This window comes from Cupriavidus sp. TMH.W2 (genome assembly GCF_050847365.1).
GTDB lineage: Bacteria > Pseudomonadota > Gammaproteobacteria > Burkholderiales > Burkholderiaceae > Cupriavidus.
Genome location: NZ_CP193792.1, coordinates 2,541,714 through 2,564,057 on the forward strand (window position 1 = coordinate 2,541,714; position 22,344 = coordinate 2,564,057).

18 protein-coding genes and 1 tRNA gene are annotated in these 22,344 nt (G+C 66.8%); 6 read left to right on the forward strand and 13 right to left on the reverse strand.

Going from position 1 to position 22,344, the window contains the following annotated elements; translation table 11 throughout:
- Nucleotides 1-78: 78 nt before the first annotated feature.
- A complete protein-coding gene (locus tag ACREYQ_RS11705; protein ID WP_432257766.1) occupies nucleotides 79-1,584 on the reverse strand; it encodes a DEAD/DEAH box helicase in 1,506 nt (501 codons plus the stop codon).
- Nucleotides 1,585-1,901: 317 nt separating this feature from the next.
- Here ACREYQ_RS11705 and ACREYQ_RS11710 point away from each other — a divergent pair, with 317 nt between their 5' ends.
- Entirely contained in the window at nucleotides 1,902-2,048 is a 147-nt protein-coding gene (locus ACREYQ_RS11710; protein WP_432257767.1) for a hypothetical protein, read from the forward strand.
- Between the two features lie 685 nt (nucleotides 2,049-2,733).
- Here ACREYQ_RS11710 and ACREYQ_RS11715 read toward each other — a convergent pair.
- Nucleotides 2,734-2,812: transfer RNA gene (locus ACREYQ_RS11715), tRNA-Ile, on the reverse strand.
- A 10-nt stretch (nucleotides 2,813-2,822) separates the two neighbouring features.
- Nucleotides 2,823-5,099 (reverse strand): RNA polymerase sigma factor RpoD, encoded by a 2,277-nt coding sequence (rpoD, locus tag ACREYQ_RS11720; protein ID WP_432257768.1) that lies wholly within the window; start codon nucleotides 5,097-5,099, stop codon nucleotides 2,823-2,825.
- Between rpoD and ACREYQ_RS11725 the strand changes: the two genes are divergently transcribed.
- Nucleotides 5,089-5,436, forward strand: coding sequence for a hypothetical protein (locus tag ACREYQ_RS11725; RefSeq protein WP_432260449.1), 348 nt, complete (start codon nucleotides 5,089-5,091; stop codon nucleotides 5,434-5,436). The two genes, rpoD and ACREYQ_RS11725, sit on opposite strands and share 11 nt — an antisense overlap.
- Nucleotides 5,437-5,589: 153 nt before the next feature.
- Here the strand turns inward: ACREYQ_RS11725 and dnaG are convergent, their stop codons facing one another.
- The 3 genes from dnaG to ACREYQ_RS11740 form a co-directional block, all read right to left on the reverse strand.
- A complete protein-coding gene (dnaG, locus tag ACREYQ_RS11730) occupies nucleotides 5,590-7,401 on the reverse strand; it encodes a DNA primase (RefSeq protein WP_432257769.1) in 1,812 nt (603 codons plus the stop codon).
- 202 nt (nucleotides 7,402-7,603) lie between these two features.
- Nucleotides 7,604-8,053: a GatB/YqeY domain-containing protein gene (locus ACREYQ_RS11735; RefSeq protein ID WP_432257770.1), complete on the reverse strand. Its 450-nt coding sequence runs from the start codon at nucleotides 8,051-8,053 to the stop codon at nucleotides 7,604-7,606.
- Nucleotides 8,054-8,316: 263 nt separating this feature from the next.
- Nucleotides 8,317-9,576, reverse strand: a complete 1,260-nt coding sequence (locus ACREYQ_RS11740; RefSeq protein WP_432257771.1) for an NAD(P)/FAD-dependent oxidoreductase — start codon at nucleotides 9,574-9,576, stop codon at nucleotides 8,317-8,319.
- A 158-nt stretch (nucleotides 9,577-9,734) separates the two neighbouring features.
- On the opposite strand from ACREYQ_RS11740, the gene tsaD reads away from it, so the two are divergent.
- Nucleotides 9,735-10,769 carry a tRNA (adenosine(37)-N6)-threonylcarbamoyltransferase complex transferase subunit TsaD gene (tsaD, locus tag ACREYQ_RS11745; protein ID WP_432257772.1) on the forward strand — a complete coding sequence of 345 codons (1,035 nt, stop codon included), beginning with the start codon at nucleotides 9,735-9,737 and terminating at the stop codon, nucleotides 10,767-10,769.
- 299 nt (nucleotides 10,770-11,068) lie between these two features.
- On the opposite strand, the gene folE2 is transcribed toward tsaD, so the two are convergent.
- From folE2 to ACREYQ_RS11765, 4 genes are all read right to left on the reverse strand, one after another.
- On the reverse strand, nucleotides 11,069-11,872 hold the full coding sequence (folE2, locus tag ACREYQ_RS11750; protein WP_432257773.1) for a GTP cyclohydrolase FolE2: 804 nt from the start codon (nucleotides 11,870-11,872) through the stop codon (nucleotides 11,069-11,071).
- Nucleotides 11,873-12,084: 212 nt separating this feature from the next.
- Entirely contained in the window at nucleotides 12,085-14,001 is a 1,917-nt protein-coding gene (dxs, locus tag ACREYQ_RS11755) for a 1-deoxy-D-xylulose-5-phosphate synthase (protein WP_432257774.1), read from the reverse strand.
- Between the two features lie 42 nt (nucleotides 14,002-14,043).
- The gene (locus tag ACREYQ_RS11760; protein ID WP_432257775.1) at nucleotides 14,044-14,928 is read right to left on the reverse strand and encodes a polyprenyl synthetase family protein; all 885 of its coding nucleotides are present in this window, start codon (nucleotides 14,926-14,928) and stop codon (nucleotides 14,044-14,046) included.
- Nucleotides 14,925-15,230: an exodeoxyribonuclease VII small subunit gene (locus tag ACREYQ_RS11765; RefSeq protein ID WP_432257776.1), complete on the reverse strand. Its 306-nt coding sequence runs from the start codon at nucleotides 15,228-15,230 to the stop codon at nucleotides 14,925-14,927. The genes ACREYQ_RS11760 and ACREYQ_RS11765 overlap by 4 nt, the downstream gene beginning before the upstream one ends.
- 391 nt (nucleotides 15,231-15,621) lie before the next feature.
- Here ACREYQ_RS11765 and ACREYQ_RS11770 point away from each other — a divergent pair, with 391 nt between their 5' ends.
- From ACREYQ_RS11770 to ACREYQ_RS11780, 3 genes are all read left to right on the forward strand, one after another.
- Complete coding sequence (locus ACREYQ_RS11770; RefSeq protein ID WP_432257777.1) at nucleotides 15,622-16,725, forward strand: aromatic ring-hydroxylating oxygenase subunit alpha; 1,104 nt, start codon at nucleotides 15,622-15,624, stop codon at nucleotides 16,723-16,725.
- A gap of 208 nt (nucleotides 16,726-16,933) precedes the next feature.
- Complete coding sequence (locus ACREYQ_RS11775; protein WP_432257778.1) at nucleotides 16,934-17,857, forward strand: DMT family transporter; 924 nt, start codon at nucleotides 16,934-16,936, stop codon at nucleotides 17,855-17,857.
- A 55-nt stretch (nucleotides 17,858-17,912) separates the two neighbouring features.
- Complete coding sequence (locus tag ACREYQ_RS11780; protein WP_432257779.1) at nucleotides 17,913-18,770, forward strand: sulfurtransferase; 858 nt, start codon at nucleotides 17,913-17,915, stop codon at nucleotides 18,768-18,770.
- Between the two features lie 2 nt (nucleotides 18,771-18,772).
- Here ACREYQ_RS11780 and ACREYQ_RS11785 read toward each other — a convergent pair whose 3' ends face one another.
- The 3 genes from ACREYQ_RS11785 to ACREYQ_RS11795 form a co-directional block, all read right to left on the reverse strand.
- Nucleotides 18,773-19,654: a ZIP family metal transporter gene (locus tag ACREYQ_RS11785; protein WP_432260403.1), complete on the reverse strand. Its 882-nt coding sequence runs from the start codon at nucleotides 19,652-19,654 to the stop codon at nucleotides 18,773-18,775.
- Nucleotides 19,655-19,955: 301 nt separating this feature from the next.
- A complete protein-coding gene (locus ACREYQ_RS11790; RefSeq protein ID WP_432257780.1) occupies nucleotides 19,956-20,834 on the reverse strand; it encodes a dienelactone hydrolase family protein in 879 nt (292 codons plus the stop codon).
- Between the two features lie 165 nt (nucleotides 20,835-20,999).
- Nucleotides 21,000-22,325 (reverse strand): NAD(P)/FAD-dependent oxidoreductase, encoded by a 1,326-nt coding sequence (locus tag ACREYQ_RS11795; protein ID WP_432257781.1) that lies wholly within the window; start codon nucleotides 22,323-22,325, stop codon nucleotides 21,000-21,002.
- Between the last annotated feature and the right edge of the window lie 19 nt (nucleotides 22,326-22,344).

Here is a 22,344-nt window from a genome sequence, read left to right on the forward strand (position 1 = left end):
GCGGGAATGACGGTAGGGCTTGAGACCTTAACTGAACGGCATTACCGCCTGTGCGGGCCATTCCTGGCTACGGCAGGATCAGGACTTGCGCGGCACGCCGCCCAGCAAGGCTGCCACCGGCCGCTTGGGCGCCTGGCGCCCGCGGGTCAGCGCGGCCGCCACTTCGTCGGCCGCCTTGGCCTGCGCGACGCTGGCGGCGCTGGGCTCGTACGGACGCGAGAAGAACGGGTCATCCGAGGCACGGAACACCTGGCGGCTGGCGCTGTGGTCGTGGCGGCGCGGACGCTCTTCGCCATCGCCGTTGCCGCGCGCGCGGCGCACGTCGCCACGCTCGCGGCGGCGCTCGGTGTCGGCCTGGCGCGCACGCTCGCCGGTCGGGTCGAAGCCTTCCAGCTGGCCGCGCGGGATGCTGCGCTTGATCAGCTTCTCGATATCGGACAGCAGGCGCTCGTCATTGCCCGGCACGTAGATCGACAGCGCATCGCCGCTGGCGCCGGCACGGCCGGTGCGGCCGATGCGGTGCACGTAGTCTTCGGCGCTGTACGGCACGTCGAAATTGATCACGCAGGGCATGGAGGGAATATCCAGCCCGCGCGCGGCCACGTCGGTGGCGACCAGCGCGTCGATGGTGCCGCTCTTGAAGCCGTCCAGCGTCTGCATGCGCTCGGTCTGGGTCTTGTCGCCGTGGATGGCGGCGGCATTCACGCCTTCGCGCTCAAGGTGGCGCGCCAGGCGCGAGCAGCCGATCTTGCTGTTGACGAAGACGATGCACTGGCGCGACAGCCCCTGCTCCGCACGCTGCTTCAGCAGGTGCACGACCGCCGCCTGCTTGTGGCCGTCTTCGACCTGGTACACCATCTGGCGCACGTTCTCGTTGGTGGAATTGCTGCGCGCCACCTCGATGGTGACCGGGTGCTTCAGGTAGCTGGACGCCAGCCGCTTGATTTCCGGCGAGAACGTGGCCGAGAACAGCAGCGTCTGGCGTTGCGCCGGCAGCAGGTTGATGATGCGCTGCAGGTCCGGCAGGAAGCCCATGTCGAGCATGCGGTCGGCTTCGTCCAGCACCAGCATCTGCACCTGCGACAGGTTGACCGACTTCTGCTGCACGTGGTCGAGCAGGCGGCCGGGGGTGGCCACCAGGATCTCCACGCCGCGGCGCAGGGCGTCGGTCTGCGGGTTCATGTCCACGCCGCCGAACACCACGGTGCTGCGCAGGTCGGTGTGCTGGGCGTAGCGGGCGACGTTGTCGTAGACCTGGTCGGCCAGCTCGCGCGTCGGGGTCAGCATCAGCGCGCGCACCGGGTGGCGTGCCGGCGAGGCGCTGGCATTGGCCAGCGGCAGCAGGCGCTGGATGATCGGCAGCGCGAAGCCCGCGGTCTTGCCGGTGCCGGTCTGCGCGGCGCCCATCACGTCCTTGCCCAGCAGCACGACCGGGATGGCCTGCGCCTGGATCGGCGTGGGGGTGGTGTAGCCCTGGTCGGACAGGGCGCGCAGGATGCGCGCGTCCAGACCGAAGCTTTCGAAAGTCTGAACGGCGGTCTGCCCTGCGGCGGTGGTAGTTTCTGGTGCGTTCGTAGTGGTCATGGGTATCGGTGTTGGCGGGAGGCGAACCCGGCACAAACGGATACGCGTCTGGAACTCATCTCGCCCTGACTCTCGCCTGGCGCCGGGCGGGTTCCGGCGCGGCCATGCTGCCTACAGCATTTGGCCAAGAGAATCAAAGACTTACATTTTAGCATCTCTGCCAGCACAGTGGGCGGTATGGCGGGAGCGTGCGTGCGGCGCGACAGTGGCAGGCGCAGGCTGGCGGGATTTCAAGATACTGTCACATCGGCCACGCAAGATGCCGGCGGCGCGGCGGCCATGGCCTGACCGCGCAGCCCAATCACACCGAGACCTACATGGACTTCGAGCTTTTCCGCCAGACCTGCCAGCAGTTCCTGCGCACTTCCAGCCAGTTCCTGGGCCTGGCTGCGGCCGCCTGCCAGCCGGCAATGCCGGTGCCGGCGCTGCCGGCCACCCAGCAGCCAGCGCAGCAGCCCGCCTGAGCTTCAGCCGGGCCACGTGAGCGGCATCCGACAAGGCACGGCTGGAGACGTGTTTCCTGGCGCCGCTGCCCGCTTCAGAACCATCCCGCAGGCGCGTCGAGCCGCTCGCGCCTCTTATAGAAAAGCCCCGCTTGCCGGGGAGGCAGCGGGGCTCAAATGGTAGCGGGGCAATCTCTTGGATCACCCGCGCCTTGATCTTGGCGCATCGGGCTACGGCGGACATCCCCCAAATGCGGGCCAGCGCCATGCAGCGTCGCCAGCAAGCCGCAAACGTGCCCTGCAAAGCCTGTCAATCATGATCCTGTCATATTTCTGAAGGAATCCGGGTTTTCGCCAAGCGGGTTTTCGCCAGCTTCCGGCCAGCGGGCGGATGCGGTCTACTGGACTCACATCGACGGCCTGGCACCGAAAACGCCGGATCGCCACAGCCGATGGTGCTGCAGAACAAGTCCAATGACCGGGAGACAGACCATGGTGACGAAGAAAGAAGACGCTTTCGTACTGAAGAACCTTCTCGCCCTCGCAGCAGTGGAAACCCTGGGTGGCGCCATCGCCCTGGGCATGGTCTTCCATCTGATCTGAACTGGCCTGCCTGAGCGCCGGCGCCTGGCCCAGCGGCCGGCCCGACTTCGCCCGAGGCAAGAAAAAAGGGACTGCAGGCATCACCTGCAGTCCCTTTTCACATTGGTGGGCCTCCCGTGAGTCGAACACGGCACCAACGGATTATGAGTCCGCTGCTCTAACCAGGCATGAGCTAGAGGCCCTTGGAAGCGTTTAGTTGCCTTCCAGGAAACTCTTCAGCTTGTCCGAGCGGCTCGGGTGGCGCAGCTTGCGCAGTGCCTTGGCCTCGATCTGGCGGATCCGTTCACGCGTGACGTCGAACTGCTTGCCGACCTCTTCCAGCGTGTGGTCGGTGCTCATTTCGATGCCGAAGCGCATGCGCAGCACCTTGGCTTCGCGCGGCGTGAGCGAGTCCAGCACGTCCTTGACGACGTCGCGCATGGAGCCATGCAGCGCCGCTTCGGCCGGGGCCAGCGTGTTGGTGTCCTCGATGAAGTCGCCCAGATGCGAGTCGTCGTCGTCACCGATCGGCGTTTCCATGGAGATCGGCTCTTTGGCGATCTTCATGATCTTGCGGATCTTGTCTTCCGGCATCTCCATCTTCTCGGCCAGCGTTGCCGGATCCGGCTCATTGCCGGTTTCCTGCAGGATCTGGCGCGAGATGCGGTTCATCTTGTTGATGGTCTCGATCATGTGCACCGGGATACGGATGGTGCGCGCCTGGTCGGCGATCGAGCGCGTGATGGCCTGGCGGATCCACCACGTGGCGTAGGTCGAGAACTTGTAGCCGCGGCGGTATTCGAACTTGTCCACCGCCTTCATCAGGCCGATGTTGCCTTCCTGGATCAGGTCGAGGAACTGCAGGCCGCGGTTGGTGTACTTCTTGGCGATCGAAATCACCAGGCGCAGGTTGGCCTCGGTCATCTCTCGCTTGGCTTCGCGGGCGCGCCGCTCGCCTTCGGCCATCTTGCGGTTGACGTCCTTCAGTTCCTTCAGCGGCAGCACCACGCGCGACTGCAGGTCGATCAGCTTCTGCTGCAACTCATGCACCGCCGGCACGTTGCGCTCGACGATGGTGCTGTACGACTTGCCATCGGCGATCACGGTATGAACCCACTCGAGGTTGGTCTCGTTGCCCGGGAAGCGGGCCACGAAATCGGCGCGCGGCATGCCGCACTTGTCCACGATGGTATTCAGGATGGCACGCTCGAGCTTGCGCACTTCGTCCACCTGGCCGCGCAGCGTGTCGCACAGGCGCTCGACGTTGCGGGCGGTGAAGCGGATGCCCATCAGCTCGGCCTGGATGGCTTCCTGCGCCTTGACGTAAGACTTGGACTTGTAGCCTTCCTTCTCGAACGCGCGGCGCATCTTGTCGAACTGCTCAGCGATCACGCGGAATTTCTCCAGCGCGTTCTGCTTCAGCTCTTCAAGCTGGCGCGCGGAGGCACCGGCACCCGCGTCGCCTTCGTCGTCCTCGTCCTCATCGACGTCTTCTTCATCGTCGGACTCGAGGTCTTCGTCAGCGGCGGGCGCGGCTGCGGCGGCCGGGGACTCGGCCACTTCCTCGGCGTTCGGGTCGATCAGGCCGTCGACGAATTCGTCGATCTTGATCTCGTCGTTGGCCACGCGCTCGGCATGGGCCAGGATCTCGGAGATGGTGACCGGGCAAGCCGAAATCGCCATCACCATGTCCTTCAGGCCAGCCTCGATGCGCTTGGCGATCACGATTTCGCCTTCGCGCGTGAGCAGCTCGACCGTGCCCATCTCGCGCATGTACATGCGCACCGGGTCGGTGGTGCGGCCGAACTCGGAATCCACCGTGGACAGGGCCGCTTCGGCCTCTTCCTCGGCTTCTTCCTCGCTGGTGGCGGACGGGGCGTTGTCGTTGAGCAGCAGCGTCTCGGCATCCGGCGCCTGTTCATAGACAGCGATGCCGATGTCGTTCAGCGTGGCGACCAGCGTGTCGATCGTTTCCGAATCGACCATGTCGTCCGGCAGGTGATCGTTGATTTCCGCGTAGGTCAGGTAGCCGCGCGACTTGCCCAGCTTGATCAGCGCCTTGAGTTTCTGGCGACGCAGTTCAAGCTCTTCCTCGGTGCCCTGCTGGGTCGAGGCGAACTCCTTGAGCAGCGCCTTTTCCTTGGCCTTGCGGTCCTTGGCTTTCTGCTTTTCGGTCTTCGGCGCCACGGCGGGTGTTGCCGCCGCGCGCGTATCGTTCTCGTAAAACTCTTCAGTCACGTCGTCTGTTGTGCTGTCGTCGTGCTGCATCTCGGCCTTGGGCTTGCGGCCACGCTTTTTCGGCTCCGGCTTGATTGCCGGCGCAGCGGGACGCTCGGATGCAACGGATGCAGGTGTCGCGGCACGCGCCTTGGTTGCCGTGGTGGCGGTGCCAGCCTTGGCCTCCCCACTCTTGGCGCCGGCGGCTGCCGCTCGCTTGCTCTCGACTTCGGTATTCTGCTGTTTCGCCACGGTGATACTCTTGCCTTTCACTGGTGCAGATGCGGCGACCTTGCCGCTCGTACTGGCGCTCTTGCCGCTCTCGCGTGCCGAAGTCGAGGCCTTTGTCTTTTCGGATGTGCGGGTCCTGGTGGGAGTCGTCTCGGCGGGCGCTTGCGCGCTACGCACGGACTTTGATGGCGCAGACCGGGCTGGTGTCTTGACTGACGCGGTCGATGTCTTCGCCGCCGTTGTTTTCACAGACGCCTTGCCGCTCCCTGATTGGGGAGCTTTAGAGGTAACCCTTTCGGTTGCTTTGGCCTTTGCCATTGGCACGCTCACTTTCACCAGAACTGGAGAGAGATTTCGCAATCCAAACCGGCTATTGTAGCACGCCACACATAGCCAGCTCCCTGTCAGGTGAGGTTTTCACCTGAAAAATCAAGGCTTAAGCTCGGCGGAGCCGGACTCAGTCCCTGATCCAACGCTTACCCAACGCTTACTGCCGCCTCCTGGTTGATATGCCAGGGCACCCACATGTGCCTTAGCCAAGTTGGCGCCGCCGGTGGATTTCTCCCACCAGCCAGCGCATGCGCTGCTTGGCCGCTTCATCGGCCGTGCCGGCCACCACCTCCGCCTGCAGGGCGTCGAGTTCACGCCGCAGCGGCTCGGCCAGCAGCTTGGTGATGGCCGCATCGAATTCCTGGGTCGCGGGCTCCTCTTCGATCTCTTCCCGCAGCACCGCGGTACGCGCCACGGCATATGCCTCGGCGTAGGGCGACTGGGCCAGATGTTCGCTGAACGCCGCAAAATTGACCTCGCCCTGCACGCTGTCGCACGCCTGCACCAGGTGCGCCAGCACTTCACTGTCGCCGCTCTCGCCGTCCAGCAGCAGTGCGCGCGCATCCTCGTCGAGCCGCACCGACAGCGCCGGGTAGCACATCAGCAGCTGGACCACCCGCTGCTCCAGGCCGGTCGGGGCCTGGCGGCGCGCGCGCGGGCGCGGCTGGGCGAAGCGGCCGACACGGGCCGGGTCGCTGCGCAGGCCGCAGATGGCTTCAATCTCCGCGGGTGTCGTACCCGTGGCATCGGCAAGTTCGCGCACAATCTGTAGCCGCAGGCCGCCCGCGGGCATGGCCTGCAGCAGCGGCTTGGCCTCGTACTGGGCCCGGGCCCGGCCTTCGGGCTGGCGCAGGTCCAGTTCTTCAGTGACCGACTGCAGCAGGAAGCGCGACAGCGGCATGGCGTTGCGCACCTGGGTGGCAAAGGCCTCGGTGCCCTCTTCGCGCACATAGCTGTCCGGATCGTGCTCGGCCGGCAGGAACAGGAAGCGAATGGTCTTGTTGTCCGCCACATGCGGCAGGCAGGCCTCCAGCGCCCGCCTGGCCGCGCGGCGCCCGGCCGAGTCGCCGTCGAACGAGAACACTACCGCATCGGTCTGGCGCAGCAGCTTCTGCACGTGCACAGGGGTGCACGCCGTGCCCAGGGTGGCGACGGCATTGGCAAAACCGAGCTGGGCCAGCGCCACGACGTCCATATATCCTTCGACCACCAGTACGTAGCCGGTTTCCCGGATTGCATGGCGGGCCTCGAACAGCCCGTACAGCTCCGTGCCCTTGCTGAACAGCGGGGTCTCGGGCGAGTTCAGGTACTTGGGCTCACCCTGCCCCATCACGCGCCCGCCGAAGCCGATCACGGCCCCCTTGGTGTTGCGGATGGGGAACATGATGCGGTCACGGAAGCGGTCGTAGCGGCGCGGCTTGCCGTCGGCATCGCGCTTGTCGCTTTCGATCAGCAGGCCGGCTTCGACCAGCGGTGCCGCCACCTTGTCGTCACGATAGCCGCCGAACACCGCTTCCAGGCCCTGCCAGTCGTCGGGCGCATAGCCCAGGCCAAATTGGCCGGCGATCTCGCCGGTCAGCCCGCGGCCCTTCAGGTACTGGATGGCCTGCGGGGCGCCGCGCAGCTGGCGGCGGTAGAAATCGGTGGCGCGGGTCATGGCGTCAGACAGCGCCACCGAGCGTGCCTGCTGCTCGGCGCGCTGGCCGGGCGGCAGCCGGTCGCGCTCTTCCGGCACGGTCATGCCGACCGACTGGGCCAGCTCGCGCACCGCCTCCGGGTACGACTGGCCGGAAAACTCCATCAGGAAACCGATGGCCGAGCCGTGGGCGCCACAGCCGAAGCAGTGGTAGAACTGCTTGGTCGGCGATACCGTGAACGACGGGGATTTCTCGTTATGGAAGGGGCACAGTCCCATGAAGTTGGCGCCGCCCTTCTTCAGCTGCACATACTTGCCCACCACATCGACAATGTCGACACGATTGAGCAGGTCCTGAATAAAGGATTGCGGAATCACCCGAATGACCGTCCTGAGGCATGGCCGTCCCGCGGCGGGCGGCGTGTTTCTAGGAATGCGTGACCGGTGCGGCGCCCGGCTGCTATCGGAATATTGTAGTGCAGCACGATAAGGCCGCCCGGACTGTGCAATATCTCCGTGCAACTGCACCGAACCACGCAGATCCGGCGCCCATCTTGCTCGCAACCGATTAAATCAGTATTTACTTTCCCGCAAGTGCGGCCTTGACCAGGGCCGACACGGCAGTCATGTCGGCACGGCCGGCCAGCTTGCCCTTGAGCACGCCCATGACCTTGCCCATGTCCTGCGGACCGGCGGCGCCGGTGGCGGCAACGGCCTGCTGCACCTCGGCGGCGACTTCGTCATCGGACAGCGCGGCGGGCATGTAGACCTTCAGCACTTCAACCTCGGCCAGTTCCTTGTCGGCCAGGTCATTGCGGCCGGCCTGCTGGAACTGCGAAATCGAGTCCTTGCGCTGCTTGATCAGCTTTTCGACCACGGCCAGCACGGCGGTATCGTCCAGCTCCACGCGCTCGTCGACTTCGCGCTGCTTGATGGCGGCCAGCAGCAGGCGGATGGTGCCCAGGCGCTCCGCTTCGCGGGCGCGCATGGCGGTCTTCATGTCTTCGCTGATACGGGCTTTGAGGGACATCGTGATCTTCCAGAAAGTGGGCGGACACTCACAGATGGCGGCGGCAGCCGCCCGCTGCAAGGCCCAGAACGCAAAAACCCGCCGAAGCGTGCGCCACAGCGGGTCGGAGGCAAGCGGGAGCGCCGGGTCAGTACGTTGTCATCTGGCCAGAAAATAGAAAAATTTTCGGGATAGCGGCTTTACGAGATTCTGCATTGTAGCACCAACAATCCAACGGGAAAGTGGCCTGCAACGGACACGCCGCGCCGCCTTCGATACCACCCTCAGGCCACCGATTGCCCTGCCGACGAAGTACGCGCCGCCTCGGCCACGGCCTGCCCGGCGGCCACTGCCGATGCCCAGGCCCACTGGAAGTTGTAGCCGCCCAGCCAGCCGGTCACGTCCACCACCTCGCCGATGAAATAGAGACCCGGCACCTCGCGGGCCATCATCGTGGCCGACGACAGCGCGCGCGTGTCGACCCCGCCCAGCGTGACCTCGGCCTTGCGGTAGCCTTCGGTGCCCGAGGGCACGATGCGCCAGTCGTTAAGCGTGGCGCCTAGTTTGCGCAGCGCCTTGTCCGTCACATCATGCAGCGGCATGGTCGCATCCACGCCCGAGGCCGCGCACCAGGCATCGGCCAGCCGTGCCGGCAGCCGTTGCGCCAGCAGGTTGCCCAGGTGCTTGCGGCTGCCGGCCTTCTGTTCCAGCAGCCACGCCGCGGCATCCTCGCCGTCGAACAGGTCGATGGCAACCGGCGTGCCGGGGCGCCAGTAACTGGATATCTGCAGCACGGCCGGGCCGGACAGGCCCCGGTGCGTCCACAGCAGGTCTTCGCGGAAAGCGCCAGCGGCCTTGCCGTTGCCGGTGGCGATATCCACTTCCAGCGACACGCCGGCCAGCGGCGCGAACGGCGCCCAGTCCTTGCCATCGAAGGTCAGCGGCACCAGCGCCGGGCGGGTTTCGACGATGCCCAGCCCGAACTGCCGGGCAATGCGATAGCCAAAGTCGGTGGCCCCGATCTTCGGGATCGACAGCCCGCCGGTGGCGACCACCACGGCCCCGGCCCGCACCGTGCCGGTGGAGGTGAGCAGCAGGTAGTCGTCGCCCTCGCGCCGGATCTCGGCCACGGTGCAGCCGGTCTGCCAGCGCACCTGGCCCGCGTCGCATTCGGCGCGCAGCATGGCGATCACGTCTTCGGCGCTGTCATTACAGAACAGCTGGCCGCGATGCTTCTCGTGCCAGTCGATGCCGTAGCGGCGCATCAGTCCCAGGAAATCCTGCGGCGTGTAGCGCGCCAGCGCCGAGCGGCAGAAGTGCGGATTGGACGACAGATAGTTGGCGGGCCCGGCCTGCAGGTTGGTGAAGTTGCAGCGCCCGCCGCCGGAGATGCGGATCTTTTCAGCAAGCTTGGTGGCATGGTCGATCAGCACCACGCGCGCGCCGTTCTGGCCGGCCACGGCGGCGCACATCATGCCGGCCGCGCCGGCGCCCAGCACGGCCACGTCGTACCGGCCCGTCCGGGCCGGGGTTGCCCCGCTCATTGCACGCCTCGCGAATCCATGTGTATTGCCACCGCCAGAGAAAGGGCAGATTGTAGCGAAAAGCACGCCGCGCGCCGCTGTGCTACCCTGCGCGCTTCCTGCAACCTGTTGTTTCGACAGCCGTTTCCCTGACCGGAGACGGTCCTGCGCACTTTCCTATGCTTGTCCTCGGCATCGAATCCTCCTGCGACGAAACCGGCCTCGCCCTCTATGACACCGGCTCCGGCCTGCTGGCGCATGCGCTGCACTCGCAGATCGCCATGCACCGCGACTACGGCGGCGTGGTCCCCGAGCTGGCGTCGCGCGACCATATCCGGCGCGTGCTGCCGCTGCTGGAACAGGTGCTGGCCGACGCCGGCCGCACCCGCCAGGACATCGACGCCATCGCCTTCACCCAGGGCCCCGGCCTGGCCGGCGCGCTGCTGGTCGGCGCCTCGGTGGCCAATGCGCTGGGCTTTGCGCTGAACGTGCCGATGGTGGGCGTGCACCACCTGGAAGGCCACCTGCTGTCGCCGCTGCTGACGCGCGAGCCGCCGCCCTTCCCGTTCGTCGCGCTGCTGGTGTCGGGCGGGCATACGCAGCTGATGGAAGTGCGCGGCATCGGCGATTACACGCTGCTCGGCGAAACGCTGGACGACGCCGCCGGCGAGGCCTTCGACAAGACCGCCAAGCTGCTGGGCCTGGGCTATCCCGGCGGGCCGGAAGTGTCGCGGCTGGCCGAGTTCGGCATCCCCGGCGCCTTCGCGCTGCCTCGGCCGATGCTGCATTCGGGCAACCTGGACTTCTCCTTCGCCGGGCTGAAGACCGCGGTGCTGACGCAAACCCGCAAGCTCGCCAATACCTGCGAGCAGGACCGCGCTAACCTGGCGCGGTCCTTTGTCGATGCCATCGTCGACGTGCTCGCCGCCAAGTCGATGGCGGCGCTCAAGCAGACCGGCCACAAGCGGCTGGTGGTGGCCGGCGGCGTGGGCGCCAACCGGCAACTGCGCGAGCGGCTGGACCAGATGGGCAAGCAGCGCAGGATCGATGTCTACTATCCGGATCTGGCGTTCTGCACCGACAACGGGGCAATGATTGCGTTTGCCGGGGCGATGCGTTTGCAGGCAGCGCCGCAACTGGGGCGGCACGAATACGGCTACGGCGTGACGCCGCGCTGGGACCTGGCGGATATCCGGCTGCCGTCGGCGGCCTGACGCTTGGCAAACCCCAAGCGTGTCGAATAACCGCTTGGGTGCTCCCTCTCCCGCAGGCGGGAGAGGGGAGCAAACACTCGGCAATGAAACGACTAAAGCAAAAGCCACCGCATGCGGTAATGCCGTTCAGTTAGCGACTGTCGTTCCCGCGCAGGCGGGAACCCAGTGACTTCATCCCCGAAGGGGACGTGAAAGACGCTGGATTCCCGCCTGCGCGGGAATGACGGTAGGGCTTGAGACCTTAACTGAATGGCATTACACCGCATGCGGTGGCTTTTGCCTTGGCAGCGACAACCCGATCAGTCGACGCGCTTGTCCCGCTCGATCACGGCATACGCGCTGTGGTTGTGGATCGACTCAAAGTTCTCCGCCTCCAGCACATAGGCCACGATGCGGTCATCCGCGTTCAGCCGCATGGCGATATCGCGCACCAGGTCCTCGACGAACTTGGGATTCTCGTAGGCGCGCTCGGTGACGAACTTCTCGTCCGGACGCTTGAGCAGGCCCCACAGTTCGCACGAAGCCTCTTCCTCGGCCATGCGCACCAGCGCTTCCACCGGCAGCTCGCCGGCCAGCTCCACGTTCATGGTGATATGCGAACGCTGGTTGTGCGCGCCATATTGCGAGATCTTCTTCGAGCACGGGCACAGGCTGGTCACCGGCACCAGCGCCTTGAGGAACACGCGCGTAGCGCCGTTGCGCACTTCGCCGGTCAGCGTGACCTCGTAGTCCAGCAGCGACTCCACGCCCGACACCGGCGCGATCTTGCTGATGAAGTACGGGAAGCTGACCTCGATGCGGCCGGCCTCGGCTTCCAGCTTTTCCAGCATCTTGTCCAGCATCAGCCGGAAGCTGGACAGCTCCAGCGGCGCGCGCTCTTCTTCCAGCAGCGCGACAAAGCGCGACATATGCGTGCCCTTCTGGTCCGCCGGCAGATGCACGTCCAGGTTGAAGGTGCCCACGGTCGGCACGATGCCGGTCGGGGTCTTCAGGGTCACGGGGTAACGCACGCCCTTGACGCCGACACGCTGGATGGGGATCTGGCGGGTGTCGGGGCTCGACTGGACGTCGGGCATGACGAAGGCGGGATTGATGTCATTCATCTACGGTTTCCTCCAGGGTGGCGCCAATGGGGGCGGCACAAGCCCTTACGGTCGCGGCATTTTCGCAGTCCATCCATGCCGCGCAACGAGTGTGAAACCACGGGACCCGGCACAGGCAGGCCCGCAGCTGCGAACACAAAAAAGGGGAGTTTAAGGAAATTCGGACGCACACGTGGTGCTGTGGCCCGAATCCCCCTGAGCTTGGCAGGTAATCAGGCCACGCGCGAGGCGACCATAACCTTGGGCTGGTCCAGCCCGAAGCGCTCGCGCACCGAGCGCTCGATGCCGGCCGCGTCCAGGCCGCATTGCTGCAGCAGGTAGGCCGGATCGCCATGATCGACGAAGCGGTCGGGCAGGCCCAGCGTCAGCACCGGCTTGTCGATGCCGGCCTCGGCCAGCGCCTCCAGCACGGCACTGCCGGCGCCGCCCATCACGCTGCCTTCTTCCACCGTCACCAGGTAGTCGTTCTCGGCGGCCAGGCGCTTGACCAGTTCCACGTCGAGCGGCTTGACGAAGCGCATGTCGGCAACCGTGGCATCCAGCGCCTCGGCGGCACCCAGGGCCGGATGCACCATCGAGCCGAACGCCAGGAAGCCCACGCGGTGCCCCGCGCGCGCACGGCCCTCGCGGCGCACCACGCCCTTGCCAACGGGCAAGGTGGTGAGCGCGGCGGCAATGGCCGCGCCCGGGCCGGCGCCGCGCGGATAGCGCACGGCGGTCGGGCAGGCCTGGTGGAACGCCGTGCTCAGCAGCTGACGGCACTCGTTCTCGTCGGACGGCGTCATCACCATCATGTTGGGGATGCAGCGCAGGTAGGCGATGTCGTAGGCACCCGCATGCGTGGCGCCGTCGGCGCCGACCAGGCCGGCGCGGTCCAGCGCGAACACCACCGGCAGGTTCTGCAGCGCCACGTCGTGGATCAGCTGGTCATAGCCGCGCTGCAGGAAGGTCGAGTAGATCGCCACCACCGGCTTCAGGCCCTCGCAGGCCAGGCCGCCGGCAAAGGTCACCGCGTGCTGCTCGGCGATGCCCACGTCGTAGTAACGGTCCGGGAAGCGCTTTTCGAACTCGACCATGCCCGAGCCCTCGCGCATCGCCGGGGTGATGCCGACCAGGCGCTTGTCGGCCGCGGCCATGTCGCACAGCCAGTCGCCGAACACCTGCGTGTAGGTCTTGCGCGCGGGCTTGGCCGCCGGGCGGATGCCCTCGGCCGGATTGAACTTGCCGGGGCCGTGGTACAGGATCGGGTCGGCCTCGGCCAGCTTGTAGCCCTGGCCTTTCTTGGTGACCACGTGCAGGAACTGCGGGCCGGCGCCTTCCAGCGCGCGCTGGCGGATATTCTGCAGCGTCGGCACCAGCGAGCCCAGGTCATGGCCGTCGATCGGGCCGATGTAGTTGAAGCCGAATTCCTCGAACAGCGTGGCCGGCACCATCATGCCCTTGGCATGCTCCTCGAAGCGCTTGGCAAACTCCAGCACCGGCGGCGCCACCGACAGGACTTTCTCGATGCCCTTCTTGGTGGCCGCGTAGAACTGGCCGCTCAGCAGCCGCGCCAGGTGGCGGTTGAGCGCGCCCACCGGCGGCGAGATCGACATGTCGTTGTCGTTGAGCACCACCACCAGCGGCAGGTCCTTGTAGACGCCGGCATTGTTCAGGGCCTCGAAGGCCATGCCCGCGGTCATGGCGCCGTCGCCGATCACCGCCACCGAGACGCGCTGCTGGCCCAGCGTGCGCGCGCCCAGCGCCATGCCCAGCGCGGCCGAGATCGAGGTCGACGAATGCGCGGTGCCAAAGGTGTCGTATTCGCTCTCGCTGCGGCGCGGGAAGCCCGAGATGCCGCCCCACTGGCGCAGCGTGCCCATGCGTTCGCGGCGCCCGGTCAGGATCTTGTGCGGATAGCTCTGGTGGCCCACGTCCCACACCAGCCGGTCGTCCGGGGTGTGGAAGACGTAGTGCAGCGCGATGGTCAGCTCGACCGTGCCCAGGTTGGACGACAGGTGGCCGCCGGTCTGCGAGACCGACTCCAGCACATAGGCGCGCAGTTCGTCCGCCAGGGTCTGGAGCTCGCGCCGGTCGAGCTTGCGCAGGTCTGCGGGGGCGTCAATCTTGTTGAGGAGTGCGTAGGTCATGGTGTCCGTTCGGCCGCCGAATTCTCACGTCCGGCTCTCAGTTCAATGTGTGCGCAGCACAATCAGGTCCGCCAGGTCGCGCAGGCGGGCCGCGCGGTCGCCAAAGCCAGCCAGCGCCTCGTGGGCGTCTGCGCGCAGCGCTCCGGCCAGTTCGCGCGCCGCGTCCAGTCCCATCAGCGACACATAGGTCGGCTTGTCATGGGCGGCGTCCTTGCCGGCGGTCTTGCCCAGCGTGGCGGTATCCGCAGTGACGTCCAGAATATCGTCAACCACCTGGAACGCCAATCCCACCGCCGCCGCATAGCGGTCCAGCGCGGCCAGGCCCTGGGTATCGATTTCACCACATAGCGCACCCATGCGCACGCTGGCGCGCAACAGGGCGCCGGTCTTCATGCGATGCATGGCCTCGAGCGCCTCGCGCGTCATGGCGCGGCCCACGTTCTGCAGGTCGATCGCCTGGCCGCCGGCCATGCCGACGGAGCCCGACGCCTGCGCCAGCTCCGCCACCAGTTGCAGCCGCACCGCGGGCGCGATGCCCCCGGCGCCAGCCAGCACGACAAAGGCCTGGGTCTGCAAGGCGTCACCCACCAGCAGCGCGGTGGCCTCATCATAAGCCTTGTGCACCGTCGGCCGGCCGCGCCGCAGGTCATCGTCGTCCATGCAGGGCATGTCGTCGTGCACCAGCGAATAGGCGTGGATCATCTCCACCGCACAGGCCGCCGCGTCACAGGCGGCCGGGGCCGCGCCGCTGACTTCGCCGGCGGCATGCACCAGCAGCGGCCGCACGCGCTTGCCGCCGCTCAGTGCAGCATACCGCATTGCTTCGTGCAGGGTGTGCGGCACGGTGTTGGCTTCAGGCAACGCTGCCTGCAGGGCGGCCTCGGTGCGGACCCCCCGGGCCTGCATCCATTGTGCAAAGTCGCTCATGCCTCGTCCGCCCCCAGTGCACCGTTGCCACCATTGCCGTCGCCAGCCAGGGGCTTGAGCACATCGCCCTCCAGCACCCGGACCTGCTGCTCGACCCGCTCCAGCTTCTGCTGGCAGTAGCGCACCAGCTCGGCACCGCGGCGGTAGGCCGCCAGCGATGCCTCCAGCGGCAGTTCGCCGCTTTCCATGCTGGCCACCAGCGTTTCCAGTTCGGCCATCGCCGCCTCGTAGGAAGCCGGCGGCGCCGAGGCGCTGCTGTCGGTGTTGTCGGTCTGGACCGGAGCGGTCGTGGTTTTTGGCATATCAGGACCTGGAATCAAGGGCCGGGGGGGAGGCCCGGATGGGGAAGCCCGGATTTTACGCCAAAGCGCACGCTTTCCCCCAACCTTGCGCAGCGCAACATGTCCACAACATGCCCCATTCCGGTGCCCGAACCCGAGAAGTGACTTGTGCGCTCGGGTCGTCTTTCCGAATGCGCCCGCTACGGCACCCCGATGACGACCCGGGTCGACTTTTTCGCTAAAAAGGCAAAAAAATCAGGCCCTTAACTTTTTGGCTCGGGTACAATCCCCCGTTCGCCGCCAGGGGTGTGCGGGAGCCTCTTCCGACCTGGCGACTGTCTTTCCCAAATCGATTCAATTTTCGATGGTTGGGTTGTTCACTGCTTTCACCTGTTCATTGGGAGTGGGGATAATGTCCAATCTCAGCACCGCGCTCAATCTGGCGCCGGCTGATTCGCAACTGCCCGTCGGGGTCTATTTCGACGAAGCACTGCATCAACAAGAACTCGAACTGCTGTTCAGGAATGGCCCGGGCTATGTCGGCCACGAACTGATGGTTGCGGAAGTCGGAGACTTCCATACGCTCAAGGCCGAGGACGAAGGCCGCATGCTGGTGCGCAACGCCGCCGGCATCGAACTGATGTCCAATGTCTGCCGCCACCGCCAGGCCATCATGCTCAACGGCCGCGGCAATGCGCACAACATCGTCTGCCCCCTGCACCGCTGGACTTATGACCTGAAGGGCGAACTGCTCGGCGCGCCGCATTTCGACAAGCAACCCTGCCTGCACCTGAAGCGCTCGCCGCTGCAGAACTGGAACGGCCTGCTGTTCGAGGGCAAGCGCGACGTGCGCGCCGACCTGGCCAGGCTGGGCGTGGCGCAGGACCTGAACTTCGACGGCTACATGCTGGACCACGTCGAGGTGCACGAGTGCGACTACAACTGGAAGACCTTTATCGAGGTCTACCTGGAGGACTACCACGTCGTGCCGTTCCACCCGGGGCTGGGCAGCTTCGTGTCGTGCGACGACCTCAAGTGGGAGTTCGGCGAGTGGCACAGCGTGCAGACCGTGGGCCTGCATGCCGGCCTGAAGCGCCCCGGCAGCCCGACGTACCAGAAATGGCACGACGCGGTGCTGCGCTTCAACAACGGCGTGCTGCCCAAGCACGGCGCGATCTGGCTGACCTACTACCCCAACATCATGGTGGAGTGGTACCCGAACGTGCTGGTGATCTCGACGCTGCACCCGGTCGGCCCGCGCAAGACGCGCAATGTGGTCGAGTTCTACTACCCCGAGGAAATCGCGCTGTTCGAGCGCGAGTTCGTCGAGGCCGAGCGCGCCGCCTATATGGAAACCTGCGTCGAGGACGACGAGATCGCCGAGCGCATGGACGCCGGCCGGCTGGCGCTGCTCAAGCGCGGCACCAGCGAGGTCGGCCCGTACCAGTCGCCGATGGAAGACGGCATGCAGCACTTCCACGAGTGGTATCGCCGCGCGATGGCTTACGCCGGCTAGTGCGATAACCGCACAACGCCCACAGGAACGGACCGCCACGGCGGTCCGTTTTGCCTTGGCACGCGATGTGCGCTGCTAGAATCATCGTTCGGCGCCAGCGGCGCATGCCGCCCGCGCCGGCCCGTTCCGCGACGCGAGGCCAGCCACGAAGCCCCGCTCGCGCGCCGGACTCCTCTCCCGCTTCTGCCCGCTTCACCACGCCCTCGCCATGCAATCGCTCTGGATGCTGTTCGCCGCCTTCGCCTTCTCGTTGATGGGGGTTGGCGTCAAGCTGGCGTCCGATCTCTACACCACCGGCGAGATCGTCTTCTACCGTGGCCTGATCAGCGTGGTCATCATGTGGGTGCTGCTGTCCTCGCGCGGGGTCCCGGTGCGCACGCCCTACATGCTGTCGCACATCAAGCGCAGCGTATTCGGCGTGACCGCGCTGATGCTGTGGTTCACCTCGATCTCGCTGCTGCCGCTGGCCACGGCGATGACGCTGAACTACATGTCGCCGGTGTGGATCGCGCTGATCCTGGGCGCCGGCGCGGCGCTGGCCGGCACCGCCGGCAATGCCGACCGGCGCCTGGTGCTGGCGATCCTGCTGTCGTTTGCCGGCGTGATCTGCCTGCTGCAGCCTTCGGTCGGCAAGGACCAGCTCACCGGCGGCCTGGTCGGCCTGATCTCGGGCATGTTCACCGCGCTGGCCTATGTCGAGGTGCGCCAGCTCGGCCAGCTGGGCGAGCCCGAGGGCCGCATTGTGTTCTATTTCTCGCTGGTCGGCATGATCGCCGGGCTGGGGTGGATGCTGCTTGGCGGCGTCAGCCCGCATACCTGGTACGGCGCCGGCCTGCTGCTGGCCATCGGCATCCTGGCCACGCTGGGCCAGACCGCGATGACGCGCGCCTACAAGCGCGGCAACACCCTGCTGACCGCCAACCTGCAATATGCCGGCATCGTCTTCTCCAGCGTCTGGGGCATGCTGATCTGGTCCGACCGCCTGAACTGGCTGTCGTGGCTGGGCATGGCGCTGATCATCGCCAGCGGCATCGCCACCACGCTGATGCGCGCGCGCCAGGGCACCGATGCCAAGCCGACCCCTGCCACGCCGGTCAAGTCACCCGAGGCGGAAGTGCATCCCGAGGTGTAGCATTGGCCAGGCCAGATTCCCCTTGATCCTTTCGTTCGATCGCTACAGGACTCCCATGCAGAAACCGCTGATTTCCGTCACCGCGCTGCAATCGCTCTTGGCCGCGCCCGGCCGCTGCGTCGTGATCGACTGCAGCTTCGACCTGGCCGACCCGGCCGCCGGCCGCGAGGCCTACCGCACCGGCCACCTGCCCGGTGCCTTCTACCTGCACCTGGATAATGAGCTGTCCGGCCCCAGGAGCGGCAGCAACGGCCGCCACCCTCTGCCGGATGCCGACGACCTGGTCGCACGCCTGCAGGCGCTGGGCGTGGACGACGACACCCCCGTGGTGGCCTACGACGCCCAGGGCGGCATATTCGCCGCGCGGCTGTGGTGGCTGCTGCGCTGGATCGGCCACGATGCCGTGGCCGTGCTCGACGGCGGCAAGGACGCCTGGGTCAAGGCCGGCCTGCCGCTGGAGCACGATGCCGCCGAAGAGCCGGAATTCCCCGGCAAGGTCAGCCGCCGCAAGTCATTGGTGCCGACCGTCGACGCGGCCGCGCTGGTCGCCAACCTCGACAGCGCCAGGCTGCTGGTGGTGGATGCCCGCGCCGCAGACCGCTTCCGTGGCGAGAACGAGACGCTGGACCCGGTCGGCGGCCATATCCCCGGCGCGGTCAACCGCTTCTTCAAGGACAACCTGGGGTCGGACGGCCGCTTCAAGCCGGCCGAAACCCTGCGCGCCGAGTTCGGCGCGGTGCTGGGTGCACGCACCCCGGCGCAGGCGGTGATGCAGTGCGGCTCCGGCGTCACGGCCTGCCACAACCTGCTGGCGCTGGAAGCGGCCGGCCTGGGCGGCGCGGCGCTGTACCCGGGATCGTGGAGCGAATGGTGCGCCGACCCGGCGCGCCCGGTCGCTACCGGGGCGGCCTGACCTCAGCGTGACGAGGCAACGGGCGCGGCATGGCCGTGCCCGCCGTGGCTGTGCTGCTCGTGCACGCCGTTGGTGATGAAGACGATGGCCGAGATGCCCGCGGCCACCAGCACCACCTGGATCGCCGATTCGCGCCAGCGCGGCTTGCGCTGCATCTGCGGCATCAGGTCGCTGACCGCGATATAGAGGAAGCTGCTCGAGGCAATCACCAGCACGTACGGAATCCACCCGCTCATCTCGTCGAGCAGGTAGTACCCGACCAGGCCGCCGGCAATTGCCGCCAGGCTCGACAGCAGGTTGAAGGCAAAGGCGCGCGCCTTGGAGAAGCCGGCGTTGAGCAGCACGATGAAGTCGCCCACCTCTTGCGGGATCTCGTGCGCCGCGATCGCCAGCGCGGTGACCACGCCGATATGCGGATCGGCCAGGAAGGCCGCCGCGATCACGATGCCGTCGGCAAAGTTGTGGAAGGTGTCGCCGACGAGGATGGTCAGGCCGCTGCGGCCCGCTTCCTCGCGGTCATGGCCGTGGTGGTGGTGGTGCCCGTCGCCCTCGTGGTGGTGCGAGTGGCGCAGCAGCGAGATCTTCTCCAGCAGGAAAAAGCCCAGCAGCCCCGCCAGCAAGGTGCCGAACAGCGCGCGCGAGTCGGCGCCGGACTCGAAGGCCTCGGGCAGCGAATGCAGCAGCGCGGTGGCCAGCAGCACGCCCACCGAGAAGCTCACCATGCGCTCGACCACGCGGGACGCCACCGTCAGCGACAGCAGCGCCGCCCCGAAGATGCTGCCCACCCCCGAGATCGTGGCGGCGAGCAGGATATACAAAAGCGTCGAATGGATGATGGGCTCCCGGGGTGGCGGTGCCGCGCGGCCCCGCCGTTCCGCCCGCATCGCGCCGGGCGGCAAACGCAACATTGTTGCAATAACTCAAAGGCCGCATTGTACGTATCCGCCGGGACTTTGCAATCCTGAGGATGGCTGGAGGTTCTGGCACGCATAGCTCGCCACCCTGCCAAGACGGGCAAACCGGCACGTCGTCCCCGCGAAGGCGGGGACCCAGCGACTTTCAAGACGCTGGATTGCTCGCTATCGCTCCCCCTGCGGGCCGTCCTGTCGACGCCCAATGCACATGCGTGCATTGTCCCGCCTTCGCGGGAATGACGGAGTGGGTTCCACATGCCAGTTCTGTCGCTCAAGCCACGCCGTGCTGCCTGAACCAGTCCAGGCACTTCTGCCAGCCGTCCCTGGCATCGGCCTCGCGGTAGCTGGGCCGGTAGTCGGCATGGAAGGCGTGGCCGGATTCCGGATAGACGACAAAGCGCGAGGCCCTGGCGTCCGGGTCGGACGACGACGCCAGCGCGGCCTTCATCTTCTCGACCTGCTCCAGCGGGATGCCGGTGTCCTTGCCGCCATACAGGCCGAGTACCGGGGCATGGAGCTGGCCGACCAGGTCGATGGGGTTCTTCGGCTTGAGCGGGGTCGGCTCGGGCGCCAGCTGGCCGTACCAGGCTACCCCGGCCTTCAGCCGCATATTGTGCGCGGCATAGAGCCAGGTGATGCGGCCGCCCCAGCAGAAGCCGGTGATGGCCAGGCGCGACACGTCGCCGCCGTTGGCACCGGCCCAGGCCACGGCGGCGTCCAGGTCGCCCAGGACCTGCGCGTCAGGCACCTTGGCAATGACCTCGCGCTGCAGCTCCTGGATGGTGCCGAAGCTCTGGGGATCGCCTTGCCGCGCGAACAGCTCCGGCGCGATGGCCAGGTAGCCCAGCTTGGCAAAGCGCCGGCACACATCGGCGATATGCTCGTGCACGCCGAAGATCTCGCTGACCACCAGCACTACCGGCAGGTTCTTCCTGCCTTCCGGCTGGGCGCGATAGGCCGGCATGCTGAAGCCGCCCGAGGGGATGGTGATCTCGCCGGCGCTCAGGCCGGCAAAGTCGGTCTTGATGGCCTGCTGGGCCATCACCGGCAGCGCGGCCGCGGCAAAGGCAGAACCCAGCGCCGTCTTGACAAAGCCGCGGCGGTCGAAGGTCTGGCCGGGGACCAGGCTATCCACTTCCGGTTTGAGCATGCGTGTCTCCAGGATCGTTGGTGGCTGGGCCGAGATGCGGCGCCAGCGCCAGATTTTAAGCAGACATGGAGAAGACATGGCGGCGCATGCACGCCGGCGGCCGGCCGGGGGAGCGTGCCTGGAGGCTTGACTGGGAGCCCGGCCGGAGCCGGCCGGGCCACCGCGTCAGTGCAGCTTGACGCGCGGACTGGTCTTGCGGCGCAGCCAGTGCGAGACGGTGTCCAGCGCCATGCCCAGGGCGCCGTGCAGCGCCATCACGTGCATGCGGTAGAGCGATGTGTACATGACGCGCGCCATCAGCCCTTCGATGAACATCGAGCCGCCGATCAGCCCGCCCATCAGGCTGCCCACCGCGCTGAAATGCCCCAGCGACACCAGCGAGCCGAGGTCCTTGAAGGCAAACTGGGGCAGCGGCCGCCCTGCCAGCCGGGCGCGCAGCGCGTCGTAGAGGAAGGTAGCCTGCTGGTGCGCGGCCTGCGCACGCGGCGGCACCGAGGCCTGCTTCTCCGGCCACGGGCAGCTGGCGCAATCGCCGAAGGCGAAGATGTCCGGGTCGCCCTCGCTCTGCAGCGTCGGCCCGACTACGATCTGGCCCTGGCGGCTGACCGGCAGGCCCAGGCTGGCCAGCACCAGCGGCGCCGTAATCCCCGCCGCCCACACCGTCAGGTCGGCATCGATATGCTTGCCGCTGGCGGTCAGCACCGCCTGCGGCGTGACCTCGGTGACGCGCTCGCCGGTCAGGACATTGACGTCGAGTTTCTTCAGCAGCTTGGCGGTCTCGGCCGAGACCCGCTCGGACAGCGCCGGCAGGATGCGCGGGCCGGCCTCGATCACGTGGATACGCACATCGCGGCGCGGGTCAAGCCGGTGCAGGCCATAGGCGCTGAGCACATGCGCGGTGTTGCGCAGCTCGGCCGACAGCTCCACGCCGGTGGCGCCCGCGCCGATGATGGCGATGTCCACGCGCGGCCGGCCGTCCTCGCCCATGCGCCCGCGCCCGTTCTGGGCACGCACGCAGGCCGCGATCAGCCGCTTGCGGAAACGCTCGGCCTGCGCCACGACATCCAGCGCGATGGCATTCTCGGCCGCGCCCGGCACGCCGAAGAAATGCGTGACGCAACCGATCGCCAGCACCAGCGTGTCATAGGGCAGTTCGCGCGCGGGCAGCAGTTCGGCACCGTCCTCGTCGAAGCTGGCCGACACCGAAATGGTCTTGCGGGTGCGGTCGATGCCGGTCAGCTCGCCCAGCTGGAACTCGAAGTGATGCCAGCGCGCCTGCGCCGCATATTCCAGCTGGTGCGTATTGGGGTCCATGCTGCCGGCCGCCACTTCATGCAGCAGCGGCTTCCAGATATGGGTGGGCAGGCGGTCCACCAGCACCACCTGCGCCTCGCCCTTGCGGCCGAGCTTGTCGCCCAGCTTCGTTACCAGTTCCAGCCCCCCTGCTCCCCCTCCGACGACAACGATGCGGGGCGTCTTAGTTTCTGTCATGGTCTACCTGATGCGTTTT